At 60.3% G+C, this 18,756-nt stretch carries 17 protein-coding genes; 13 read left to right on the plus strand and 4 right to left on the minus strand.

What is annotated here, in order from left to right; genetic code table 11:
- Positions 1–24: 24 nt before the first annotated feature.
- The 5 genes from J3E61_RS20595 to J3E61_RS20615 all read left to right on the plus strand — a co-directional run bounded on the left by J3E61_RS20595 (position 25) and on the right by J3E61_RS20615 (position 4,577).
- A complete protein-coding gene (locus J3E61_RS20595) occupies positions 25–1,293 on the plus strand; it encodes a cytochrome P450 (RefSeq protein ID WP_210085642.1) in 1,269 nt (422 codons plus the stop codon).
- A 52-nt stretch (positions 1,294–1,345) separates the two neighbouring features.
- Positions 1,346–1,765, plus strand: coding sequence for a nuclear transport factor 2 family protein (locus J3E61_RS20600; RefSeq protein ID WP_192721197.1), 420 nt, complete (start codon positions 1,346–1,348; stop codon positions 1,763–1,765).
- 42 nt (positions 1,766–1,807) lie between these two features.
- Complete coding sequence (locus tag J3E61_RS20605; protein WP_210084774.1) at positions 1,808–2,878, plus strand: NAD(P)-dependent oxidoreductase; 1,071 nt, start codon at positions 1,808–1,810, stop codon at positions 2,876–2,878.
- Positions 2,879–2,947: 69 nt separating this feature from the next.
- Complete coding sequence (locus J3E61_RS20610) at positions 2,948–3,334, plus strand: nitroreductase family deazaflavin-dependent oxidoreductase (protein WP_210084775.1); 387 nt, start codon at positions 2,948–2,950, stop codon at positions 3,332–3,334.
- 16 nt (positions 3,335–3,350) lie between these two features.
- Positions 3,351–4,577: a cytochrome P450 gene (locus J3E61_RS20615; protein WP_210084776.1), complete on the plus strand. Its 1,227-nt coding sequence runs from the start codon at positions 3,351–3,353 to the stop codon at positions 4,575–4,577.
- A 245-nt stretch (positions 4,578–4,822) separates the two neighbouring features.
- Here J3E61_RS20615 and J3E61_RS20620 read toward each other — a convergent pair whose 3' ends face one another.
- The gene (locus J3E61_RS20620; RefSeq protein WP_210084777.1) at positions 4,823–5,830 is read right to left on the minus strand and encodes an oxidoreductase; all 1,008 of its coding nucleotides are present in this window, start codon (positions 5,828–5,830) and stop codon (positions 4,823–4,825) included.
- 18 nt (positions 5,831–5,848) lie between these two features.
- A complete protein-coding gene (locus tag J3E61_RS20625) occupies positions 5,849–6,043 on the minus strand; it encodes a ferredoxin (RefSeq protein ID WP_210084778.1) in 195 nt (64 codons plus the stop codon).
- A 417-nt stretch (positions 6,044–6,460) separates the two neighbouring features.
- On the opposite strand from J3E61_RS20625, the gene J3E61_RS20630 reads away from it, so the two are divergent.
- On the plus strand, positions 6,461–7,198 hold the full coding sequence (locus J3E61_RS20630; protein ID WP_210084779.1) for a TetR/AcrR family transcriptional regulator: 738 nt from the start codon (positions 6,461–6,463) through the stop codon (positions 7,196–7,198).
- Positions 7,199–7,214: 16 nt separating this feature from the next.
- Here J3E61_RS20630 and J3E61_RS20635 read toward each other — a convergent pair whose 3' ends face one another.
- Positions 7,215–8,885, minus strand: a complete 1,671-nt coding sequence (locus J3E61_RS20635) for an acyl--CoA ligase (RefSeq protein WP_210085643.1) — start codon at positions 8,883–8,885, stop codon at positions 7,215–7,217.
- Between the two features lie 49 nt (positions 8,886–8,934).
- Positions 8,935–10,134, minus strand: coding sequence for a MaoC family dehydratase N-terminal domain-containing protein (locus J3E61_RS20640; RefSeq protein ID WP_210084780.1), 1,200 nt, complete (start codon positions 10,132–10,134; stop codon positions 8,935–8,937).
- Positions 10,135–10,416: 282 nt separating this feature from the next.
- Between J3E61_RS20640 and J3E61_RS20645 the strand changes: the two genes are divergently transcribed.
- From J3E61_RS20645 to J3E61_RS20675, 7 genes are all read left to right on the plus strand, one after another.
- A complete protein-coding gene (locus tag J3E61_RS20645; protein ID WP_192721189.1) occupies positions 10,417–11,415 on the plus strand; it encodes an acyl-CoA dehydrogenase family protein in 999 nt (332 codons plus the stop codon).
- Positions 11,399–12,571, plus strand: coding sequence for an acyl-CoA dehydrogenase family protein (locus J3E61_RS20650; RefSeq protein ID WP_210084781.1), 1,173 nt, complete (start codon positions 11,399–11,401; stop codon positions 12,569–12,571). The genes J3E61_RS20645 and J3E61_RS20650 overlap by 17 nt, the downstream gene beginning before the upstream one ends.
- A gap of 71 nt (positions 12,572–12,642) precedes the next feature.
- The gene (locus J3E61_RS20655) at positions 12,643–13,473 is read left to right on the plus strand and encodes an enoyl-CoA hydratase/isomerase family protein (protein WP_210084782.1); all 831 of its coding nucleotides are present in this window, start codon (positions 12,643–12,645) and stop codon (positions 13,471–13,473) included.
- A gap of 46 nt (positions 13,474–13,519) precedes the next feature.
- Positions 13,520–13,888 (plus strand): nuclear transport factor 2 family protein, encoded by a 369-nt coding sequence (locus J3E61_RS20660; RefSeq protein WP_210084783.1) that lies wholly within the window; start codon positions 13,520–13,522, stop codon positions 13,886–13,888.
- Entirely contained in the window at positions 13,885–15,510 is a 1,626-nt protein-coding gene (locus J3E61_RS20665) for an AMP-binding protein (protein ID WP_210084784.1), read from the plus strand. The genes J3E61_RS20660 and J3E61_RS20665 overlap by 4 nt, the downstream gene beginning before the upstream one ends.
- 19 nt (positions 15,511–15,529) lie before the next feature.
- Positions 15,530–16,855, plus strand: a complete 1,326-nt coding sequence (locus tag J3E61_RS20670) for a cytochrome P450 (protein ID WP_210084785.1) — start codon at positions 15,530–15,532, stop codon at positions 16,853–16,855.
- Positions 16,845–18,695, plus strand: coding sequence for an NAD(P)/FAD-dependent oxidoreductase (locus J3E61_RS20675; RefSeq protein ID WP_210084786.1), 1,851 nt, complete (start codon positions 16,845–16,847; stop codon positions 18,693–18,695). Before J3E61_RS20670 ends, J3E61_RS20675 begins: the two co-directional genes overlap by 11 nt.
- Positions 18,696–18,756: the final 61 nt, after the last annotated feature.

The following is an 18,756-nucleotide window of genomic DNA, read 5'->3' on the forward strand; positions in this document are numbered from 1 at the left end:
AACATTGAAAGGAATGAGAAGCGCATGACCGACTTTGACACCGTGGACTTTTTCACTGACGAAGGCCTTGTTGCTGACCCGTACGGCTACTTCGACCATCTTCGGTCGAAATGTCCGGTAGCGTCGGCAACCCCCTTCGACGTGATGGCGGTGACGGGCTACGAGGAAGCTCTGGCGGTCTACAAGAACAACGTTGACTTCTCATCATGCAACTCGCTGGCGGGCCCGTTCTCCGGTCTGCCCTTTGGCCCGGATGGGGCCGACGACGTCACCGACCTGATCGAGAAGCATCGCCATGTCGCCCCCATGGCAGAGCACATCTCGAATCAAGATCCCCCGCTGCACAGTCGGACCAGAAGCCTGATGAACAAGCTGATCACTCCGAAGCGCCTGAAAGAGAACGAGGAGTTCATGTGGCGGCTTGCCGACGAGCAGTTGGACACATTCCTCGAGCGAGGTAGCTGCGAGTTGCTGGCAGACTACGCAAAGCCATTTTCCCTACTTGTCATCGCTGATCTGTTGGGTGTCCCACCAGAGGATCATGAAGAATTCAAAGCGCAGTTCGGTACTCAGGTGGCTGGAGAGCTTGGCGAGGGAACGACGGATCTCAATCCCCTGGAATGGCTCAACGAGAAGTTCCACGCCTACATCGAGGACCGGAGGCGCTCGCCGCGCGGTGACGTGCTGACCGAGTTGGCCCAGGCGAAGTACGACGATGGGTCGACGCCCGAGATCGAGGACGTCATGAACTTGTCGACGTTCCTCTTCGCCGCAGGGACGGAGACGACGACAAAGCTGGTCAGCGCGGCAGTACGGGTCATCGCTGAGAATCCGGAACTCCAAGCGTCCCTACGCAAGGACCGAGCCAAGATTCCGACCTTCCTCGAGGAGACGCTACGCATGGAAAGCCCTGTCAAGGCTCACTTCAGGATGGCCAGCAAGACCACCACGGTGGGAGGAGTGGAGGTGCGTGCGGGAACAACGGTCATGCTGCTGCCCGGTGCATGCAATCGCGATGAACGAAAGTTCCAGTCGCCGAACACCTTTGATATCAATAGGCCGAACGTCCGTGAGCAGATCGCCTTCATCCGCGGGGTGCACTCCTGCCCGGGTGCTCCGTTGGCCAGGGCGGAAGGTCGGATAACGATGACTCGAGTGTTGGATCGCATGGGGGACATCGCGATTTCTGAGGCGCATCATGGCCCGGCGGACCAGCGGCACTACGAATACGACCCGACCTTCATCTTGCGGGGTCTACGCGAACTGCACGTGACCTTCACCCCGATCGGCTGAACGCAATAACCATGTGGCGTTGCCTAATTCCGTCCGAAATGGAGGTTTCCCCGTGTCTGATCCTGTTGACGTGGTCCGCGAGTTCTGCGCCCTGATGGAACGTCGCGATCCCGAAGCTCTGCGTCCCCTGCTTGCCGACGACGCTGTTTACCAAAACGTCGGTATGCCCGCCTTCACCGGAGTCGACGCCATCGTGGAGAACATCGGCGCGCAGTTCTCGATGTTTCCAGACGCCTATGCGTTCGAGATAGTCAACATCGCCAGTGACGGTTCAGTCGTGCTGACCGAACGCCTCGACTACATCCAAGCCCCCGATGGATCCAAGCCGGCAATTCCGGTGATGGGAACCTTCGTGGTCGGAGATGACGGCAAGATCACACGATGGACTGACTATTTCGATGTCAACCTCACCGTCAAACTCCTTCAAGGAGAAGACATCAGCGAGCTGGTTCCCGCAGCGCCCAGGACATGACCCCGATCTGTGAACAAGCGACTGACATCACCGGGAGAAATCATGGCAGACACTGTCCTCGTCACTGGCGGCTTGGGTTTAGTGGGCTCGCAGACAGTCCGCAGATTGGCTGACCTCGGTCGCCGGGTGGTGGCAACGGATCTCGACACCCCCGCCAACCGGAAGGCGGCCGCGAAACTGCCGAGCGGCGTCGAGTTCCGGGGGGTCGATCTGACCGATTCCGCGCAAGTGCAGCGTCTCGTTTCCGACGTCGCCCCGGACGCGATCGTGCATCTCGCGGCGGTCATCGCACCGGCGATCTATCCGATACCCAAGCTTGCGCGACGGGTGAACGTTGATGCCACTGCACATCTTGTCCGCGTTGTCGAGGGGCTACCGAAGCCACCACGGTTCGTCCATGCGTCGAGCATCACCGTGATGGGTCCCCGAAATCCGCACCGCACCACCGCTCCGCTGACGGCGGAGGACCCGATGCGGCCCTACGACGTCTACAGCGGCCAGAAGTCCGAGGCCGAAGAGATCGTGCGATCATCGACGCTCGAGTGGGTGGTACTGCGCCTGGGCGCCGTGCTGAGCCCCGACATGGGGTCACTCCCGGTGACCACCGACGCGATGTACTTTCAAGCCGCACTGCCCAGCGACGGCCGAGTGCAGACCGTCGATGTTCGCGACGTCGCATGGGCGTTCGCTGCTGCAACCACCGCTGACGTTGCTCGCGAAATCCTGCTGATCGGCGGCGACGATTCCCACCGACTGACCTACGCCGAAGTCACCTCGAGCCTCGTTGCGGCTCTTGGTCTACCGGGAGCCATGCCGCCCGGCCGCCCCGGCGATCCGAACAGCGACGACGACTGGTTCGTCACCGACTGGATGGACACCACTCGCGCCCAAGAGGCGTTGCAGTTTCAGAATCATTCGTGGCCCGACCTGCAAGCCGAACTAGCGCAGAAATACCGCTTGCTGCGCTATCCGGGCCGGCTCGTCGCACCGCTCGTGCGACTGGTCATGGGGCTGCAGTCGCCCTATCGGAACGCACCGGGTCAGTACGCGGATCCATGGGGAAAGATACGCACCAAGCTGGGCGAGCCCTTGTGGGATCGGCCTCGAGTGTGATCCCGACCCCATTCTTCGCGCCGTGAAGTGTTCGGGTTGAATAGATTTGGCAATTGGAGAGGGACATTCATGCGCGTACCTCGTGCTGTCGCAAACTTCAATCGTCGAGTCACCAATCCCGTGGCTCGCTCGCTTACGCCGTGGCTTCCGTGCTTGGGCACACTCGAACACACCGGACGCAAGTCCGGCAGACGATATCGAAGTCCCCTCCTGGTGTTCCGGACCAAGAACGGGTTCGTCATCCTGATCGGCTACGGGCCGGAAACCGACTGGCTCAAGAACATATTTGCGGGAGGACCGACAGTACTGCACAAGGCGGGCAAGGCAGTCACGTTGACCAACCCTCAGATCGTCGAGAAGGCTGTTGCCGCACCGCTCGTCATGCCGGTGCCCCGGCTGTTTTATCGCTTGTTCCCCTACAGCGAAGCTGCATTGGTCCTGACGAAAACCGCTTAGTTGGAAAGGATTAGCCATGGTGAGCAAATCCCCGGAGGAGCACGCCCGTAACCTCGACCTTCGACACGACGATTTCAACGACCCGGAATACCTCTACGAGGTCTACGAGGTGATGCGGGAAAACGCGCCGTTCTGTCATCAGGATTCCCCATTCGTGGGACCCACGCCGGGCGGCGCGTGGGTCGCTACCCGGTACGACGACTGTTTTGAGGTCGCTCGTGATTGGCAAAGCTTCTCCAGCAAGCCCGTGGATCCAGATGGCTCCCTCATGTGGTTCGGCGACATCGTCATCACCATCGATCCGCCTCGGCAACAGCAGCTTCGCAAGATTCTGAACCCGTATTTCTCCCCGGGGCGGATGAAGCAGTTGGAACCTCAGGTGCGCACGGTCACCGATGATCTGATCGACGACTTCATCGAGTCGGGGCGCGGCGACCTCGCCCACGTGGCGTGGCGGCAGCCCGGGATCGTGTTTTTCAGGTATCTGCTCGGCATGCCCGTCGAAGACGTGGCGTTGTACATCGAGACGACGGACGTCACGATCAACGGTGAGAGTGAAGAGGTCCGACAGGCGGCAATGAACGATCTGTACCAGCGCGTACGCGCTGAGATCGACAGGCGTCGCGATGAACCGCCGCGTGACGACCTCATCAGTGTGTTGCTCGATGCCGAGATCGACGGTGAGAAGCTGAGATTCGACGACGTGGTCGCGAACGTGATATTACTGGTGCAGGCCGGGCTCGAAACAACCTCCAGCGCAATGTCTTTCGCCTTCTTCTACCTGGGTACCAATGCTGCGGAGTGTGACCGGTTGGTCAGCGACCCTGCGTTGATGCCTAGGGCGATCGAGGAATTCATTCGGTTCGCCGGATCGATCCACGGCATGAACCGCGCAGTCACCCGCGAGGTCGAACTCAGCGGCCACCAGTTCTGTCCTGGCCAGACGGTCGTCTTGAACTATGCGGCCGCCAACCGCGACGCGCGCGAGTTCGACGAGCCGAACAAGTGCATCATCGATCGACAGGCAAATCGGCACCTCGGGTTCGGAGTCGGCGTCCATCGCTGTCTGGGGTCCAATCTCGCCCGACTCGAGTTCCGGGTGGGTGTCGAACAGGTTCTGAATCGGATGCCCGACTACGCCATCGGCCCGGAGTCGGAAGTCGACTTCCACGGGAACTCGGTCACTCGCGGCTACCGGGCCCTACCCGTCAATTTCACCCCGGGTGCCCGCGTCGCCCAGTGAGTGGGATCGCTCATATCAGTTCGCCGCCAACGGTATAGCGCATCGCGAACCGACGCGTCGAAGTATCAAGTGATATGCATTAAGACCAAGCCGGACGAGCTCTGCGCGCCGCCACCCGGGCCGCACGTTGGACAGCACACGGAAGAGTTACTTGGCGCCCTGTCGGGCTACGACGCGGCCGGAATCGAGCGGCTTCGTTCGTCGGGTGCAATCGGATCACCATCACGTGTCAAACCACCGTGCGGCTAGAAACCGCCGGCGATGCGCACCACCGCGCGCCCGGAGTATCGGCCCGCGCGAACTTCATCGAGCACCCCGACAACGTCTTTGGCATCGACATCATGCAGCACATCCGAGATGTGTTGTGGGCGAAGCGAACTGCCGAGTTGCTCCCATAGTGCGCGGCGCGGTCCAATGGGTATTTGTACCGAGTCGATGCCGAGCAGGGAGACACCCCGCAGGATGAAGGGCATCACGGTTGTCTGCAAGCCCGCGCCTCCGGTGAGCCCGCTGGCCGCCACGGCACCGCCGTAACGGATGGTGCTCAGCACGTCGGCCAGCGTGGCCCCGCCGACGCAGTCAATTGCGCCTGCCCATCGTGTCTTGCCCAGTGGTCGCGGCTTCGCGTCCGGATCCTCGGGTAACCGGCCAATGACCTCCGTTGCGCCCAATGCCTTCAGACGTGCTTCCGCCTCCGGCTTTCCCGTCGAGGCCACCACCTCGTAACCCGCTGCAGCCAAGAGATCGACGCTCACCGAGCCCACTCCGCCCGTCGCGCCTGTCACCACGATCGGTCCGTCCTCCGGCGTGATGCCGTGCCGCCGCAGTGCCTGCACGCTCATCGCGGCGGTGAAGCCTGCGGTGCCGATGGCGGCTCCCTCATGCGGACTCAGGGAGCCGAGCTTAACAACCCAATTCGCGGGCACCCGTGCATATTCCGCATAGCCACCATGCCTGCCCGTGCCAATCTCGTAGCCGTGCGCCAATACCAACTCGCCGACCGCGAATTCGTCGGCTTCCGACGATACGACCTCGCCGGTGAGGTCGATGCCCGGCACGATCGGATAGTTGCGCACGACACTGCCTTTCGGCGTCAGCACTAGCGCGTCTTTGTAGTTGACACTCGAATAGTGCACCCGGATGGTGACCTCCCCGGGCGGGAAGTCAGAACTTCCCAATGTCTCGACCGCCGTCGTGATGCCGTCATCGTCCTGGCGGGCAACCAATGCCCTGAATCTGTCTGAGGAACTCATGAACAGTTGCCCTTTTCTCTAGGGGAGTATTTCAGTGATTGCGTGTTCGGGACAGTTCGCGATGGCGTCCGTAACCGCGCTCTCCAGAGCCGCGGGCACTTCACCCGGGTCCGCGACCGCCCAGCCGTCATCGGTCATCTGGAAAACCTTCGGACACAGCGTCAGGCACATGCCGTGGCCGGCGCAGCGGTCCTCGTCGACGGTGACCTTCATGTGTTGTCCTCTGCTGCATCCGCTTCGCGGCGCGTGATCAGCCGCATCAGCAGCCCGCGATGATTGGTGTGCATCGGCGAGACAGACGACTGCACGCCCAGCCACCACTTGCGCCGGTACGCCTATGGAGCTTAGCAGGTTGATGCCAATGGCTGTACTACCGAAATGCAAATACACTTTTCTTCGTTAGAAGAACCGAGTAATCTATTTCAGAGAGTCATCTTCTCACTTGAGATGTCCTTGGGGCGGTGGCGATAGTGCTTGTCGGGCGGATGGCGATCCGAACATCGGATCAGTCGCGCGATGCCGATATGGTGGCGGTATGCCGCCACTAGTCGCATATCCCCGCGGCCGCATACGTTGTCGCGGCATTTCGCAGTGGCGATCCGGTCACGCACTCGCTGGGGATGGTCGCCGATGAAAGCGGGGGACACACCCAACGGGGCGTCGGGTCCAAACGGCGTAGCGGGTAGTACTTGGCAAGAGCGTGCAGTCGAGCGTCGGCTCGGCGAGGCGCGGGCGCGGGCCGTTGAGCGCAGTACCCAGTTCATGGCGACCGCACTCGAGCTTGTTCAGGAGTCGGGGCCGGGCAATTTCACCTTGCAGGCACTCGCCGATCGAGCAAACCTCAGCCTGCGAACGTTCTATCAGCACTTCGCCGGCAAGGACGAGCTGTTGCTGGCGCTGTATGAAGACGTCACTTCGAAGTACACCGAGGCAATCAGGACCCAGGTCGAGGCCGCTGAGGACCCGATGGGGCAGCTGGAGGCGTGGTGCCGAGGTGTCTTGTCGCGCCCGGGCGCATCGAAAGCAGTAGGCGGCCGTTTGGTTTTGATCTACAACCTGAGCCTCGAGTTGGATAATCCAGAGGCATTCGCCAAAGTATGGGAGCCGCACCGGAAGCTGCTGACGGAGATCCTGACTGCCTGCTCGGAAGCTGGCTTGATTCGAAACGATCTCACGCTGCCGCAGTTGACTTCACTGTTGGGCTACACGCTGACATCTTTCGGCCAGTTCAACGCGTTGCATGAGGGGATGGAGGGCGCCAGCCTCACTGAGGACGTTGTTTGGTCCTGGTGTCGTCAGGCGATCATGCCGTCGGCGGCTGTGCTCGGGGACCATGGACCGGTTGGGCAGTCGTCAACCAGCGACTGATAGCCCGGCGTGTAAGTCATTGCTCTGTAACGGATTCGGATAACCTCAGCATGGCCAGATCGCGCAGATCACTTGCCTTGATTTTGTCGCTGCCGGTGAGCGTGATGTCGGCGTCGTCGAAGAACAGCACGCGGCGGGGCACCTTGTAGCTCGCCAGCCGGGCACGCAAGTATTCGCGAATCGCCTCCGGTTCCAAGCTTGTGCCTTCGCGCGGCACGACGCAGGCAACGACGATCTCGCCAAGCGTGTCATGCGGCACGCCAACCGTTTTGGTTACCTTCACACCAGGGTGCTTCGAGAGTGCATCGTCGACCTCTAGCGGTGAAACATTCGCTCCGCCTGTTTTGATGACGTCCGACAGCCTGCCTTCCCAATACAAGCGGCCGGCGTCATCGAGATAACCGTTGTCACCGGTATGAAAGAACCCTTCCGAATCCAGCGTCTCGTCCAACGGGACGCCGAGGTAGCCCAGCATCAAAGTGGGGCCCTTGACACAGATCTCCCCTCTTTCACCACGCGCAAGCACCACGTCGGTGATCGGATCGACGATCTTGAGGGTTACCCCGGGCAAGGGTAAACCCCAACTGTCGGCATGCACCTCTTGTGATGCGTTCAGCTCGAAAATAGTTGAGATAGTGAAGGTTTCGGTGTTACCGTAGGCGTGATCGGGGAGATGCCATTCGTGAGAGACCGTCGGATGGCGGGCTATTGGTGTCTTGACGTCAGCGAACTTCATGCTGCTGAGGTCGACCGTCAACCAATTAGGTGCGGCCTCGACTTGAGCCCACTGGTGCGGCCACGCGAACGGATAATTGACTCGTTCGGCAGCCATCAACTCGAGCGCTTCAATCGCATCGAACGTCGACTGCAGAACCAGGCACCCACCCGCCGCAAGCGTTGCGCCAAGCGACATCACGAAATTGCCAGACCAAAAGTAACCGTTCGCCGACCAGCACCGGATGTTGTCCTCTGGTTCGAACTCACACACTCGCCGAAAGCGCCACATCTGTATGGTGACGCCGCGATGTGCACTGAGAATACCTTTGGGTTTGCTCGTCGTGCCGGATGAGAAAAACAGCACTCCGGCATCGCTGGGGCGCGTTGCCTCGCCTGTCGCGCGGATAAGTTCGTGCGGCTCTTTTCGGCCGCGAGCAACGAAGGCGTCCCATGTGTCGATGCCAGGGGTCGCATCGCCGAAGGCTGCCAGGTAACGAAGGAACGGAAACTTCTCCGATTGCAGCGTGCCGGGCGCGGACGTGCTGATTTCGGGGGCAATCTCGGACAACACTGCCGCAAAGTCCGTCTTGAGCACCTGCCGCTCGAACAACAGCACGGCGACACTTGACGCGGTGAGCAAGTACTCGAGTTCGGTCGCCGTCGAGAACGTGCTGAGTGTGACAGCGACGCCGCCGGCGAGCGAGATCCCGAAGAAGGCGGAAATCCACTCGGGCCGGTTGGTCATCAAGACGCCGACCCGAGCGTCTTTGCCGATCCCAATCGCGCGCAGCGCGCGCGCTACTTCCACGGCGCGATCGCATAGATCGGCGTAGGTCCACCGAGTGCAGGCGTCGGCTGAGCGGAAAACCAATGCTTCTCTGTCGCGGTACATCGTGGTCACATCGCGCAGAAAGCCGGGCAATGTAAGGGTCCCAAGTCCTGGCTCATCGCGCAGCGACGGGCCGGACACTATCGAAAGCGGCAGACCCGCTTTAGAATTCACGTGGCAGGAGTTCTCGTCAGGCGGGTAACTCGATCTCGGCTACACACTTCACGAGTTCTTCGCCGTTCTGGTTTGTCAGGTGAAGTTGTATCTGGACGAGGGGGACACCCCAAGACGAGTCGGCCTCCTTACCGATGATCTCGGCGTCGAAGTACGTCACGTCACCCTCGAATGCGGGACCGCGGAAATCGGCTTTACTATGGCGGACCATCCCATCGTGGCCGGCCCAGTATGCGAGATAGTCTGTGCACCAAGCACCCATCGTCGCGCCGTAGCCGTACGCGCGGGCCATGCCCACTTCGGTCGCTCTCTCGGCATCGATGTGACCGCGTGACGGTCCGAGATAGAGCCCGTCGCGCTTGCGGGGATCAATGAACGCGTCGTCTTCGTCGAACGCGAAATCCTTGCCGAAACCGGGATCCTGGTAGACCCACGGATCCTCGACGTCGGGCGGCGTCACCCACTCGAAGCCGCCCCAGATATTGAAGACAAACGCGCGGTACTCGGTGGTGAAGGTCGCGATGCTGTGCGGACCGATGACCCGGCGGGGTAGGGTGTCGCCGACCTTGACTTCGTCGAAATGCGGTGATACGCCGAGCCGATTCGACTCCAGCCAATCGCGGCGGACTCTATCGATCTCGTCCATCTCGTGTTGTGACCATCGCTTGACCTCTCCGAGCTGGCTCTCGAACATGCCCCGTTTCACCGCTTCTTCGTAGAGGTAACGAATCGCAGTCGAGCGCTCGCGGGCGACAAGTACACCGTTCTGGTTCTTGTGAACGGTGTCACCACGCGAAAACATGGTGGGTCCGGCGAACTTTGTATCGACCACTTTGTAATCGTGGAAGCGCCGAGTCTGAAACAGCTTGTCCCCTGGACGCACCGGGCAACCGTAGAACCACCATTCCTCTCCACCGAAGATGAGATGGCTGTTCGGGATGTGACCGACGCATGCCGGTGCCGCGCCGTGTCCGTAGTCGAGCGCGACGGCGATGGACTGCGGAGCGATGAGGCCGCCGAACTTCGACGAGCGAGCGAATTGCTCGTTCCAGTGGATCGGGTTGGGATAATCCATCGCCATCACCCACCGGCGGATGTCAGACGAACTGCATGGATCCCACAGTTGACCGCCGCCGACGGGCTGGCCTACTCGATGGTCGACGTCGGATAGGTCGAGCTCGACTTGCGGCGACTTAACGGTGGGCTTGCTGGCCATAGTGATCTCCTGCGGTGGCTGATGGCGTGGCTTCCGGGGCTGCTCCGGCTAACGGCATGCGACCACTTGTGCAGCCATATGTGTGGCGATAGCAAATCACGTTCCACGCCATAATCGTCGGCGGTCCATGGCGGCGCCGCCTCTCCGATCCCTTCCTGGACAAAGGTGTCAAGCATGGATGCTGCTATTGGATCATCTCGATTGTCAAGATCTGCCTACGTTGACTTTCACAGAACGAGAACGTTATTCTCACGTTGCACGTTCGAACGAGATGGGGCGCCAGTGCTTCTAGAGCTCGACGACGACCAGCGTCTTTGGCGGCAAACTGTCGAGGAGGCCCTGGCCAAACAGTGCCCGCCGTCTGTGGTTCGGGCGATCGCGCAGGGCGAGGATGACGGTGATGACCTCTGGCAGTGGTACCGCGACCAGGGGTGGACGGAACTCACCGGCGCAGAGAGCTTTATAGAACTCGCCCTTGTTCTCGAGGAGTTGGGGCGAGCAACGGACCCGACTCCGTTCTTGGCCACCACCACGCAATTCGCGCCTCTAGTTGGTGACCGCGTGGATCCGCAAAGATCGGGCGCGGCCGTCTACGAGGGCGTGTCTGCACATCGCAAGGGCGTCGGATGGGTGCTCGACGGCGTAGCGCGGTACGTCCTCGACGCAGACCGCGCCCAGCATCTTGCGGTCGTCACAGAAGCAGGCGTCTTCGTGGTCGACGGCGATCGCGTGAAAGCCCGGCGCGCAGCCGTATTCGATCCCGCACTGCACGTGGTCGACGTGTTGTTCGACGGAGTCGAGGTCAGCGAGGAAGACCGGACCGCCACCGACACCGAGCGCGCACGACAAATTGCACTCACCGGCATGGCCATACATACCGTCGGTGCCTGCCAACGGATTCTGGACATGGTGCTCCAACACGTCAGGGAGCGGCACCAGTTCGGAGTCGCTATCGGCTCATTTCAAGCCATTCAACACAAGGCCGCCGATATGCATGTGTTCATCGAACGCGCACGCGCGCTGGCGTATTTTGCTGCGGTATCCATCGCGGCCGACGATCCGAGGCGCCGTCTGACCGCCAGAATGGCGAAAGCCGCTGCAGGAGAGGCGCAGTCGCACGTTGTGAGACACGGTATGCAATGCTTCGGCGCGATGAGCCTCACGTGGGAGAACGATCTGCAGTTCGCGATCAAACGTGCGAAGGCGGGTGACCTGATGCTTGGAGGAGCGGCGGAACACCGCGCGGTCATCGCAAGGGAGTATCGTGCAGCTGACTTTTGACGAGGACGTCGAGGCGTTTCGTGCGGAGTTCTCGGCATTTCTAGACGACAACCTGCCAGCCGAGTCGGACACGCTCGAGCGCCCGCAATCGGTCTCTCATATGCCGCAGTGGGCCAGGGACTGGCAACGTCTGCTATATGACAACGGCTGGTTGTTGCCCGCCCAGTCGCCGGAGTTCGGGGGCCGAAACGCCACTGTGCTACAGCAATTCGTGCATCTCGACGAGTTGTGCAGGCGCAGGATCTATCACAGCTTCAACCCGCAGGGCGTCAACATCATTGCAACGTCGCTGATCGCTTTTGGCACCGAAGAGCAAAAGCAGCGATGGGCGATACCAGTTCTTCGTGGAGAGATGACCGCGTCGCTGGGAATGAGCGAACCGAGCGCTGGCTCCGATCTTGCGTCGCTGAGCACGAGGGCTGTCCTCGAAGGAGACGAATTCGTCGTCAACGGTCAGAAGGTATGGACGTCAGGCGCGCACCACGCGGACTTCCTGCTCACTTTCGTGCGCACCGACCCGGATGCTCCCAAACACAAGGGGATGTCTGTGTTGGTAGTCCCTACCAACAGCCAGGGCCTGGAGTGTCGTCCGTTCGCTGATATCGCCAGTCAGGACAATCTGGACTTCAACGAAGTCTTCTTCGCCGACGTCCGGGTGCCCGCGGAAAACCTTGTCGGCGAGCTCAACAAGGGCTGGCGGGTGGCCAACGGGTCCCTCGGCCACGAGCGAACGATGATGTGGCTGCTGTTCGCCGACCGCATCGACAATCTCATCGCGGACTGCCGGCCGCGCACCTCGGTCGAGCGCGACCAGTACGCGTCGATGATCATGGACTATCACGCATTGCGCGCCATGGGGTCAGCAGCGCTGGCCCGTGCCGCACGCGGAGAGGCAGATACTGCCTCCGTGTCGGTACTCAAGCTCTTCGGTTCGGAAGCCGAAAGGCGGGCAGCCGATGTCTTATTGGAAACGGCGGGCATCGAAGGTCTGCTGCATCCAGTGACCGGTCGCTACGAACACATGAACTACGACGAGTATTTCGCAAGCAGTTTCGAGCGCTACACACGAGGTATCGCGGCAACCATCGCCGGAGGTACGTCCGAAATCCAACGCAACATCATCGCCCAGCAAGTTCTCGGCCTTCCGCGCGCCTGAGACCGTGGTCGTGCCGATTTAGCACATGAGCGAATAGGAGACATGTTTTGCCTGAAGCAGATTGGGCTGGCATGACGTGCGTGAAGGTGCAACGGCAGTCGAGCATTGTCACCGTACGCTTGAATCGACCCGAGAAGATGAACGCCATCAACAGCACGATGGAAAAGGAGTTCTACTCGGTACTCGCTGACTGTGACCGCACGGAGGACATCAAGTGTGTCGTGCTGACGGCGGAAGGTCCGAACTTCTCCTCCGGTCATGACATTGCGCAGGTTGCCGCCGAAACAATCGGCGGTCAGACACCGGCGACGATAGAGGACAAGTACTGGGTGCATACGGGCGATTTGCTCCCACCGTGGCGTTTCAGAAAGGGACTTGTGGTCGCCGCCAAGGGATTCGTGGGACCTCACGCGAATACCTTCTTGTTAGCCGCCGACGTGGTCATCGCCGCTGACAATTCGCGCTTCAGCTGGGAGGAATCTCGCGTCGGGGTCGGTGCGCCGTACGGCCCTTATGCGCTCATGCCGTTCCACTTTCCCATCCGCGTCATGAAACAGCTGTGGATGACCGGGGGTTGGCTGGACGCCGATACCGCCCATCGCCTGTTCTACGTCAACAGGGTCGTCGCGCTCGGCGAAGAAGAGGACATGGCGATGCGTTTTGCCGAGCAGATCGCGCGGATGGAAACCGGTGACCTCATCGCGAACAAGCGTGGTACGCATCGCCTCTATGAGGCTGCTGGACTTTCGGCGATGGTCGACGTCGGCCGAGATCCCTACGCTCCCAGCGCACAAGCAGCACTCGCCAAAGAGCATCACCTCCGTCTGATACACGAGAAGGGCGTGAAAGCCGCTGTCAGAGAGCGTGATACGGGCTGGGATGACGATGTAAGCAAAGTTTGACCGCGTGAACCGCCGAACGACTCGACAGTGCTAGAAGGGAACCAGAATGCCAGACGCCAATATGATCGTCGCGGCGATCAATGCGCATTGCGACACCCTCAGCGACCACGACAAGGAAGGTTGGTTGGCGCTTTGGGCTGATGACACCGTTTTGGAGGATCCGGTTGGAGTGGATACCTACACCGGTATCGAAAGTTTGCGAGCAGAGTTCTGGAAGTTGGTCACGGATCTTTCACCGATGAAGCTGTGGCTCGAGCGCGACGTCATTGTCTGTGGCAACGAGGCCATCGCCATCTTGCAGGGTGTGGTGACGCGCGAGGGTGCAATGCAGCACGTTGGTCCGCTCGTCGATCACTTCACCTTTGACGACAGCGGGAAGATCAAGATGATGCGTGCGTTCTGGAAGTACGCGTGACATCATCGTCAGCGGAAACGCTGCCCGCCATCGTGAATCGGATGGCGAAGGAGGATCCTGACCGGACGTTCATCCGGACCGTGGACGGTGAGTCCGCGACGTGGGGTCAACTGCAGTCGTCGATGGACGAATGGGCGGCTCGCTTCGTAGCACTCGGAGTACAGCGAGGCGACGTCGTTGTCACCATCCTCGACGCGGGTCTGGACTCGGTGGCCGTCTGGCTAGGGCTGGCGAGTCTGGGCGCGATCGACGCGGCGACAAATCCGGAGTTCCGTGGGCGCATGCTCGCTTACGCGATCAACAACTGCGCTCCCGCGTTACTGGTGGTGGCCCCAAAATATGTCGGCGTTGTCGAGACCGTCGCCGCCGACTTGCAAAGTGTCGAACACGTGCTCGTAATCGACGGTGAGCCGTACGACGCCGAACAGAACTCACCTCTGCCCGGCATCACACGGGACTCGAGTCTGCGACTTGACATGATGGCAACGCGCGAACGAGTCAGCGTGCCCGAGTTTCACGATATCGCCTGCATCACCTACACCTCGGGTACCACCGGACCATCCAAAGCCGTGAAGCTGCCGTGGGGCCAATTGCACTCCATCAACTCTGGGACATTTCCGATCGAGGACCTCACGTCGGCGGACGTCTTCTACTGCACGACGTCACATGCCCACTTTGGTTCGAAGTCGATTCCGTACAACGCCGCGATGGTCGGTGGGCAAGTAGTCATGAGATCGCGCTTCGCGTTGATCAGCTTCTGGGACGATGTGCTGAACTTCGGGATCACCACCGGCATGCTCGTCGGCTCAATGGCCGACGTGCTCCTGCGTAATCCCGAAAGTCCGACATGCCCAACGAGTCTCAAGAACGTGTTCATGGCGCCGCTGGGTGCGAATTATCGAGAATTCAGCGACAGGTTCGGCGTCCGCATCTGCACCGTGTACAACAGCACGGAAGGCGGTGTGGCCATCAGGTCCGGCTGGAATCCTTCGAACAGTCGCACTGTCGGCCGGCTGCGGGATGGCTATCCCGGGTTCGAAGTCCGACTGGTGGATGCGAACGACTACGAAGTCGCCGATGGAACGGTCGGTGAGTGTGTGGTTCGCTCTCGCGTGCCATGGGTGATGAATGCGGGTTACCTGAACAACGACGGAGCGACGGCAACCGCTTGGCGTAATGGATGGTTCCATACCGGGGATGCGCTCGTCCGCACCCCGGATGGTGACTACATCTTCGTCGATCGTCTCAAGGACGCGATCCGTCGGAGGGGCGAGAACATCTCGTCGTTCGAGGTCGAGGCGGAGGTGTTGCGCAACTCGGAGATCGTCGAGTGCGCAGCGGTCGCGGTACCCGCCGACAGCGTCGAAGACGAGGTGATGTTGTTCGCGGTGAGAAGGCAGGGGTCCACGATCAGTCCGCAGGATCTATACGAAGATCTCCAAAGTCGGATGACCAGGTTCATGATTCCCCGCTACTTGGAATTCGTCGACGAGCTGCCGAAAACCCAAGCGACCCTGCGTGTCATCAAAGCCGACTTACGGCGGCGGGGAGTCGGTCCCGACACGTGGGACGGCAAACAACAGTCGCCTCGCACACAAGCGAGCGCGGGTGTGAACACGTGACGGACGGAGGGCACATCTTGTGACGACCGAAAATTCAGCAGTGGAGACCGGTTGCCCGGTTGGCGCCGAGCGTCTGGACTCCCTCGACGGGGCGTCCTTCGTTGATCCGGCTATTCAACAGAAGCCGTTCGCCTACTACCGCACCCTCCGCTATGACGCCCCGGTCCATTTCGAAAAGGATCTGGGTATGTACCTGGTGTCACGGCATGAAGACCTCACTGAAGTACTTCGTGATCCTGTCGTGTTCTCGCAGGAACTCGGCTACTACCAGCAGATGGCACACGGCCACCTTGATGAAGTGAAGGCCATACTCGAGCGAGATGGCGGCGGTTTTTTCCCCGACGTCGCCAACATCGATCCGCCGCGCCACACGCGGGTACGCCGTCTGCTGTCACAGGCCTTCAGCAGAAAACGAATGAAATCCCTTGAGCCGCAGTTTAAACAGATTGTTGATGGACTGATCGATGGCTTTGTTGGGCGCGGGGAGGTAGACGGACTGCACGAACTCGCATTGCCGATGGCGATTGCCTTCAGCATGCAGCAGCTCCAGGTCGATGATCTCGACATGGCCACAATCAAGAAATGGGGCAGTGCCTATCTGTCGCAATTCAGTCTTGCGAACACGCGTGAAGACATGGTGCGTGCCGCCGGCGAGTTGGCCGAGATGCAGAACTACTTGATCGCGCTGGTCCGGCGACGCATGGACAATCCCGAGGACGACATGTTGTCCGACATCATCACGGCCCGAACGCCCGACGAGGAACCACTCAGCTTCGACGAATTGGTTGCCACCGCTCGCGCGCTTCTCATCAACACCCATGATTCGATGTCGACGGCGTTCACCAACATCCTGTTCCACGTGGTGACCGATCCGCAGATAGCCACCCACTTCTACGACGCTGTCGACGACGACTCCCAGATGGGACGATTCATCGAGGAGCTATTGCGTCTCGATCCACCGGTGCGAGCGCTGTCCAGAGTCACCACCGAGTCGGTGACCCTGGGAGGTACGGAACTGCCAAAGGGCGCGCACCTTCTCGTGCTGTTTGCATCTGCCAACGACGACGAGTCAGTGTTCGACTGCCCACGCCGGTTCGATCCAAGCCGAATCAATATCCGCAAGAGCATGACCTTCGGCGCGGGGGTCCACCTTTGCCTTGGCGTCTCTCTCGCGCGGATGCAGTTGCTGGTCGCGGCGAAACAGACGGCGAGGCGGCTGCGAAATCTCGATCTCGCGATACCTGTCGAGGAGATCCGTTACCTACCCAACGCCGCGCTCCTGGCGATGGAACGACTTCCCCTGACCTTCTCTCCTATGCCCGAAGGACGTGCCGATGACGTGTGATCCGACGAATCTGCCTGACCCGGAGGATGTCGATATCGCGGCCCTTCGCAAAAGGTATCGCGACGAACGGAATCGACGCCTTCGTCCTGAAGGTCAGGAGCAATACGCCCCGGCCGTCGAGGGCATAGATGCGATTGATTACAGCGATCCGCATATGCCCCGCATGCCGCGAAGCGCAGTGAGTGAAAGCTTCGATGTGGCCATTCTCGGTGGCGGCTGGGCGGGCATCTTGGCTGCGTATCATCTGCGCAAGGCGGGCGTCGAGGATGTTCGAATCATCGAGCAGGCAGGCGATTTCGGTGGCGTATGGTACTGGAACCGATATCCCGGACTCTCATGTGACAACGACTCGTACTGCTATCTGCCCCTATTGGAGGAGATGGAATTCTTCCCGACGAAGAAGTTCGCGGAAGGACTCGAAATTCGTGAGTACTGCCAAAGCGTCGCAGCCAGATTCGACCTCTATCGGTGTGGACTTTTTCACACCTGCGTGAATGCGCTGAGTTGGGACGAATCGATCAGTAGGTGGCGCATCGGAACCGACCGGGGCGATGACCTGCGGGCTCGCTTCGTGGTGATGGCCCTCGGGCCGATCAATACGCCGAAGGTGCCCCGCGTACCGGGCCTCGATGATTTTGAGGGCAGGATGTTTCACACTGCCCGTTGGGATTACGAGTACACCGGCGGCAGTCAGGAAGCGCCGGTTCTCGACAAGCTAGCTGACAAACGGGTTGCGATTGTCGGCACTGGCGCCTCGGCTATTCAGGCAGTGCCGTTCCTGGCCAAATTCGCCGGGCAGCTGTACGTGCTGCAGCGAACCGCTTCGACCGTAGATGAGAGGCACAACACGCCGACAGATCCAGCATGGCTAGCGACGTTACAGCCTGGCTGGCAACGCGAACGCCAGATGAACTTTCACCGCGCGGCGATAGACGGTCTGATGCCCGGTGAGTCGGATCGAGTCTGTGACATCTGGACCGAAATCAACCGGAACCTCTCGGCAGAGTTCGAACAGACAGGCTGGCCGCAATCACCGGAGGACTTCCTCGCGATGCGGGAGTTGATGGACTATCGGGTCATGGAGCGGTTGCGCAATCGCGTCGATGCGGTGGTGAAAGACAAAGAGACGGCGGCGATCCTGAAGCCATGGTATCGACACATGTGCAAGCGGCCCGCCTCGAGCGACGAGTTCTATCCGGCATTCAACAGGCCCAACGTGAAGCTTCTCGACGTGTCACGAACGCGAGGGGTGGAACGGATCACCGCCCGCGGATTCATTCATGAGTCCATCGAGTACGAGATTGACTGCTTGATTTTCGCTAGCGGGTTCGAGGTGACCAGCGATCTCCAACGGAGATGGGGAATCGATAAGGTATCCGGCCGCGGGGGCCGATCTCTCTATGATCAGTGGGCGCACGAATTTCGAACCCTGCACGGTGTCATGACACACGGTTTTCCCAATCAGTTCTACATGGGCTTCTTCCAGGGCGGCTTCAACGCTTCGACCACTGAGACATTCAACAACCAGGGTCGTCATATCGCATGGATTGTCAGCCAGGCACTCCAGCGTAGCGCGACGTTCGTCGAACCCAGCCTCGAGGCTCAGGACGCATATGTACATCATGTCCGTGAAGTGGCCATCGATACCACTGATTTTGTTCGAGAATGCACACCGGGCTACTTCAACAACGACGGGCAGGAAGTAACGGACGAGGACGGCAAGCTGCGGCCAAGAACGTACCTTGGGGAGACATATGGCCTGGGGTACTACGCATTTGAACAGCTTCTCGAGGACTGGCGTTCGGATGACAGCATGTCAGGCCTGGTGATCGGAACGTGAGTACGACAATGCGCTTGCGACTCGTGTGATGCGTATAGAACCGTTGCCGGCCAGGAATATT

Origin of the sequence: Mycobacterium sp. OAE908, assembly GCF_017872775.1 — a bacterium.
In the GTDB taxonomy this organism is placed as follows: Bacteria; Actinomycetota; Actinomycetes; order Mycobacteriales; family Mycobacteriaceae; genus Mycobacterium.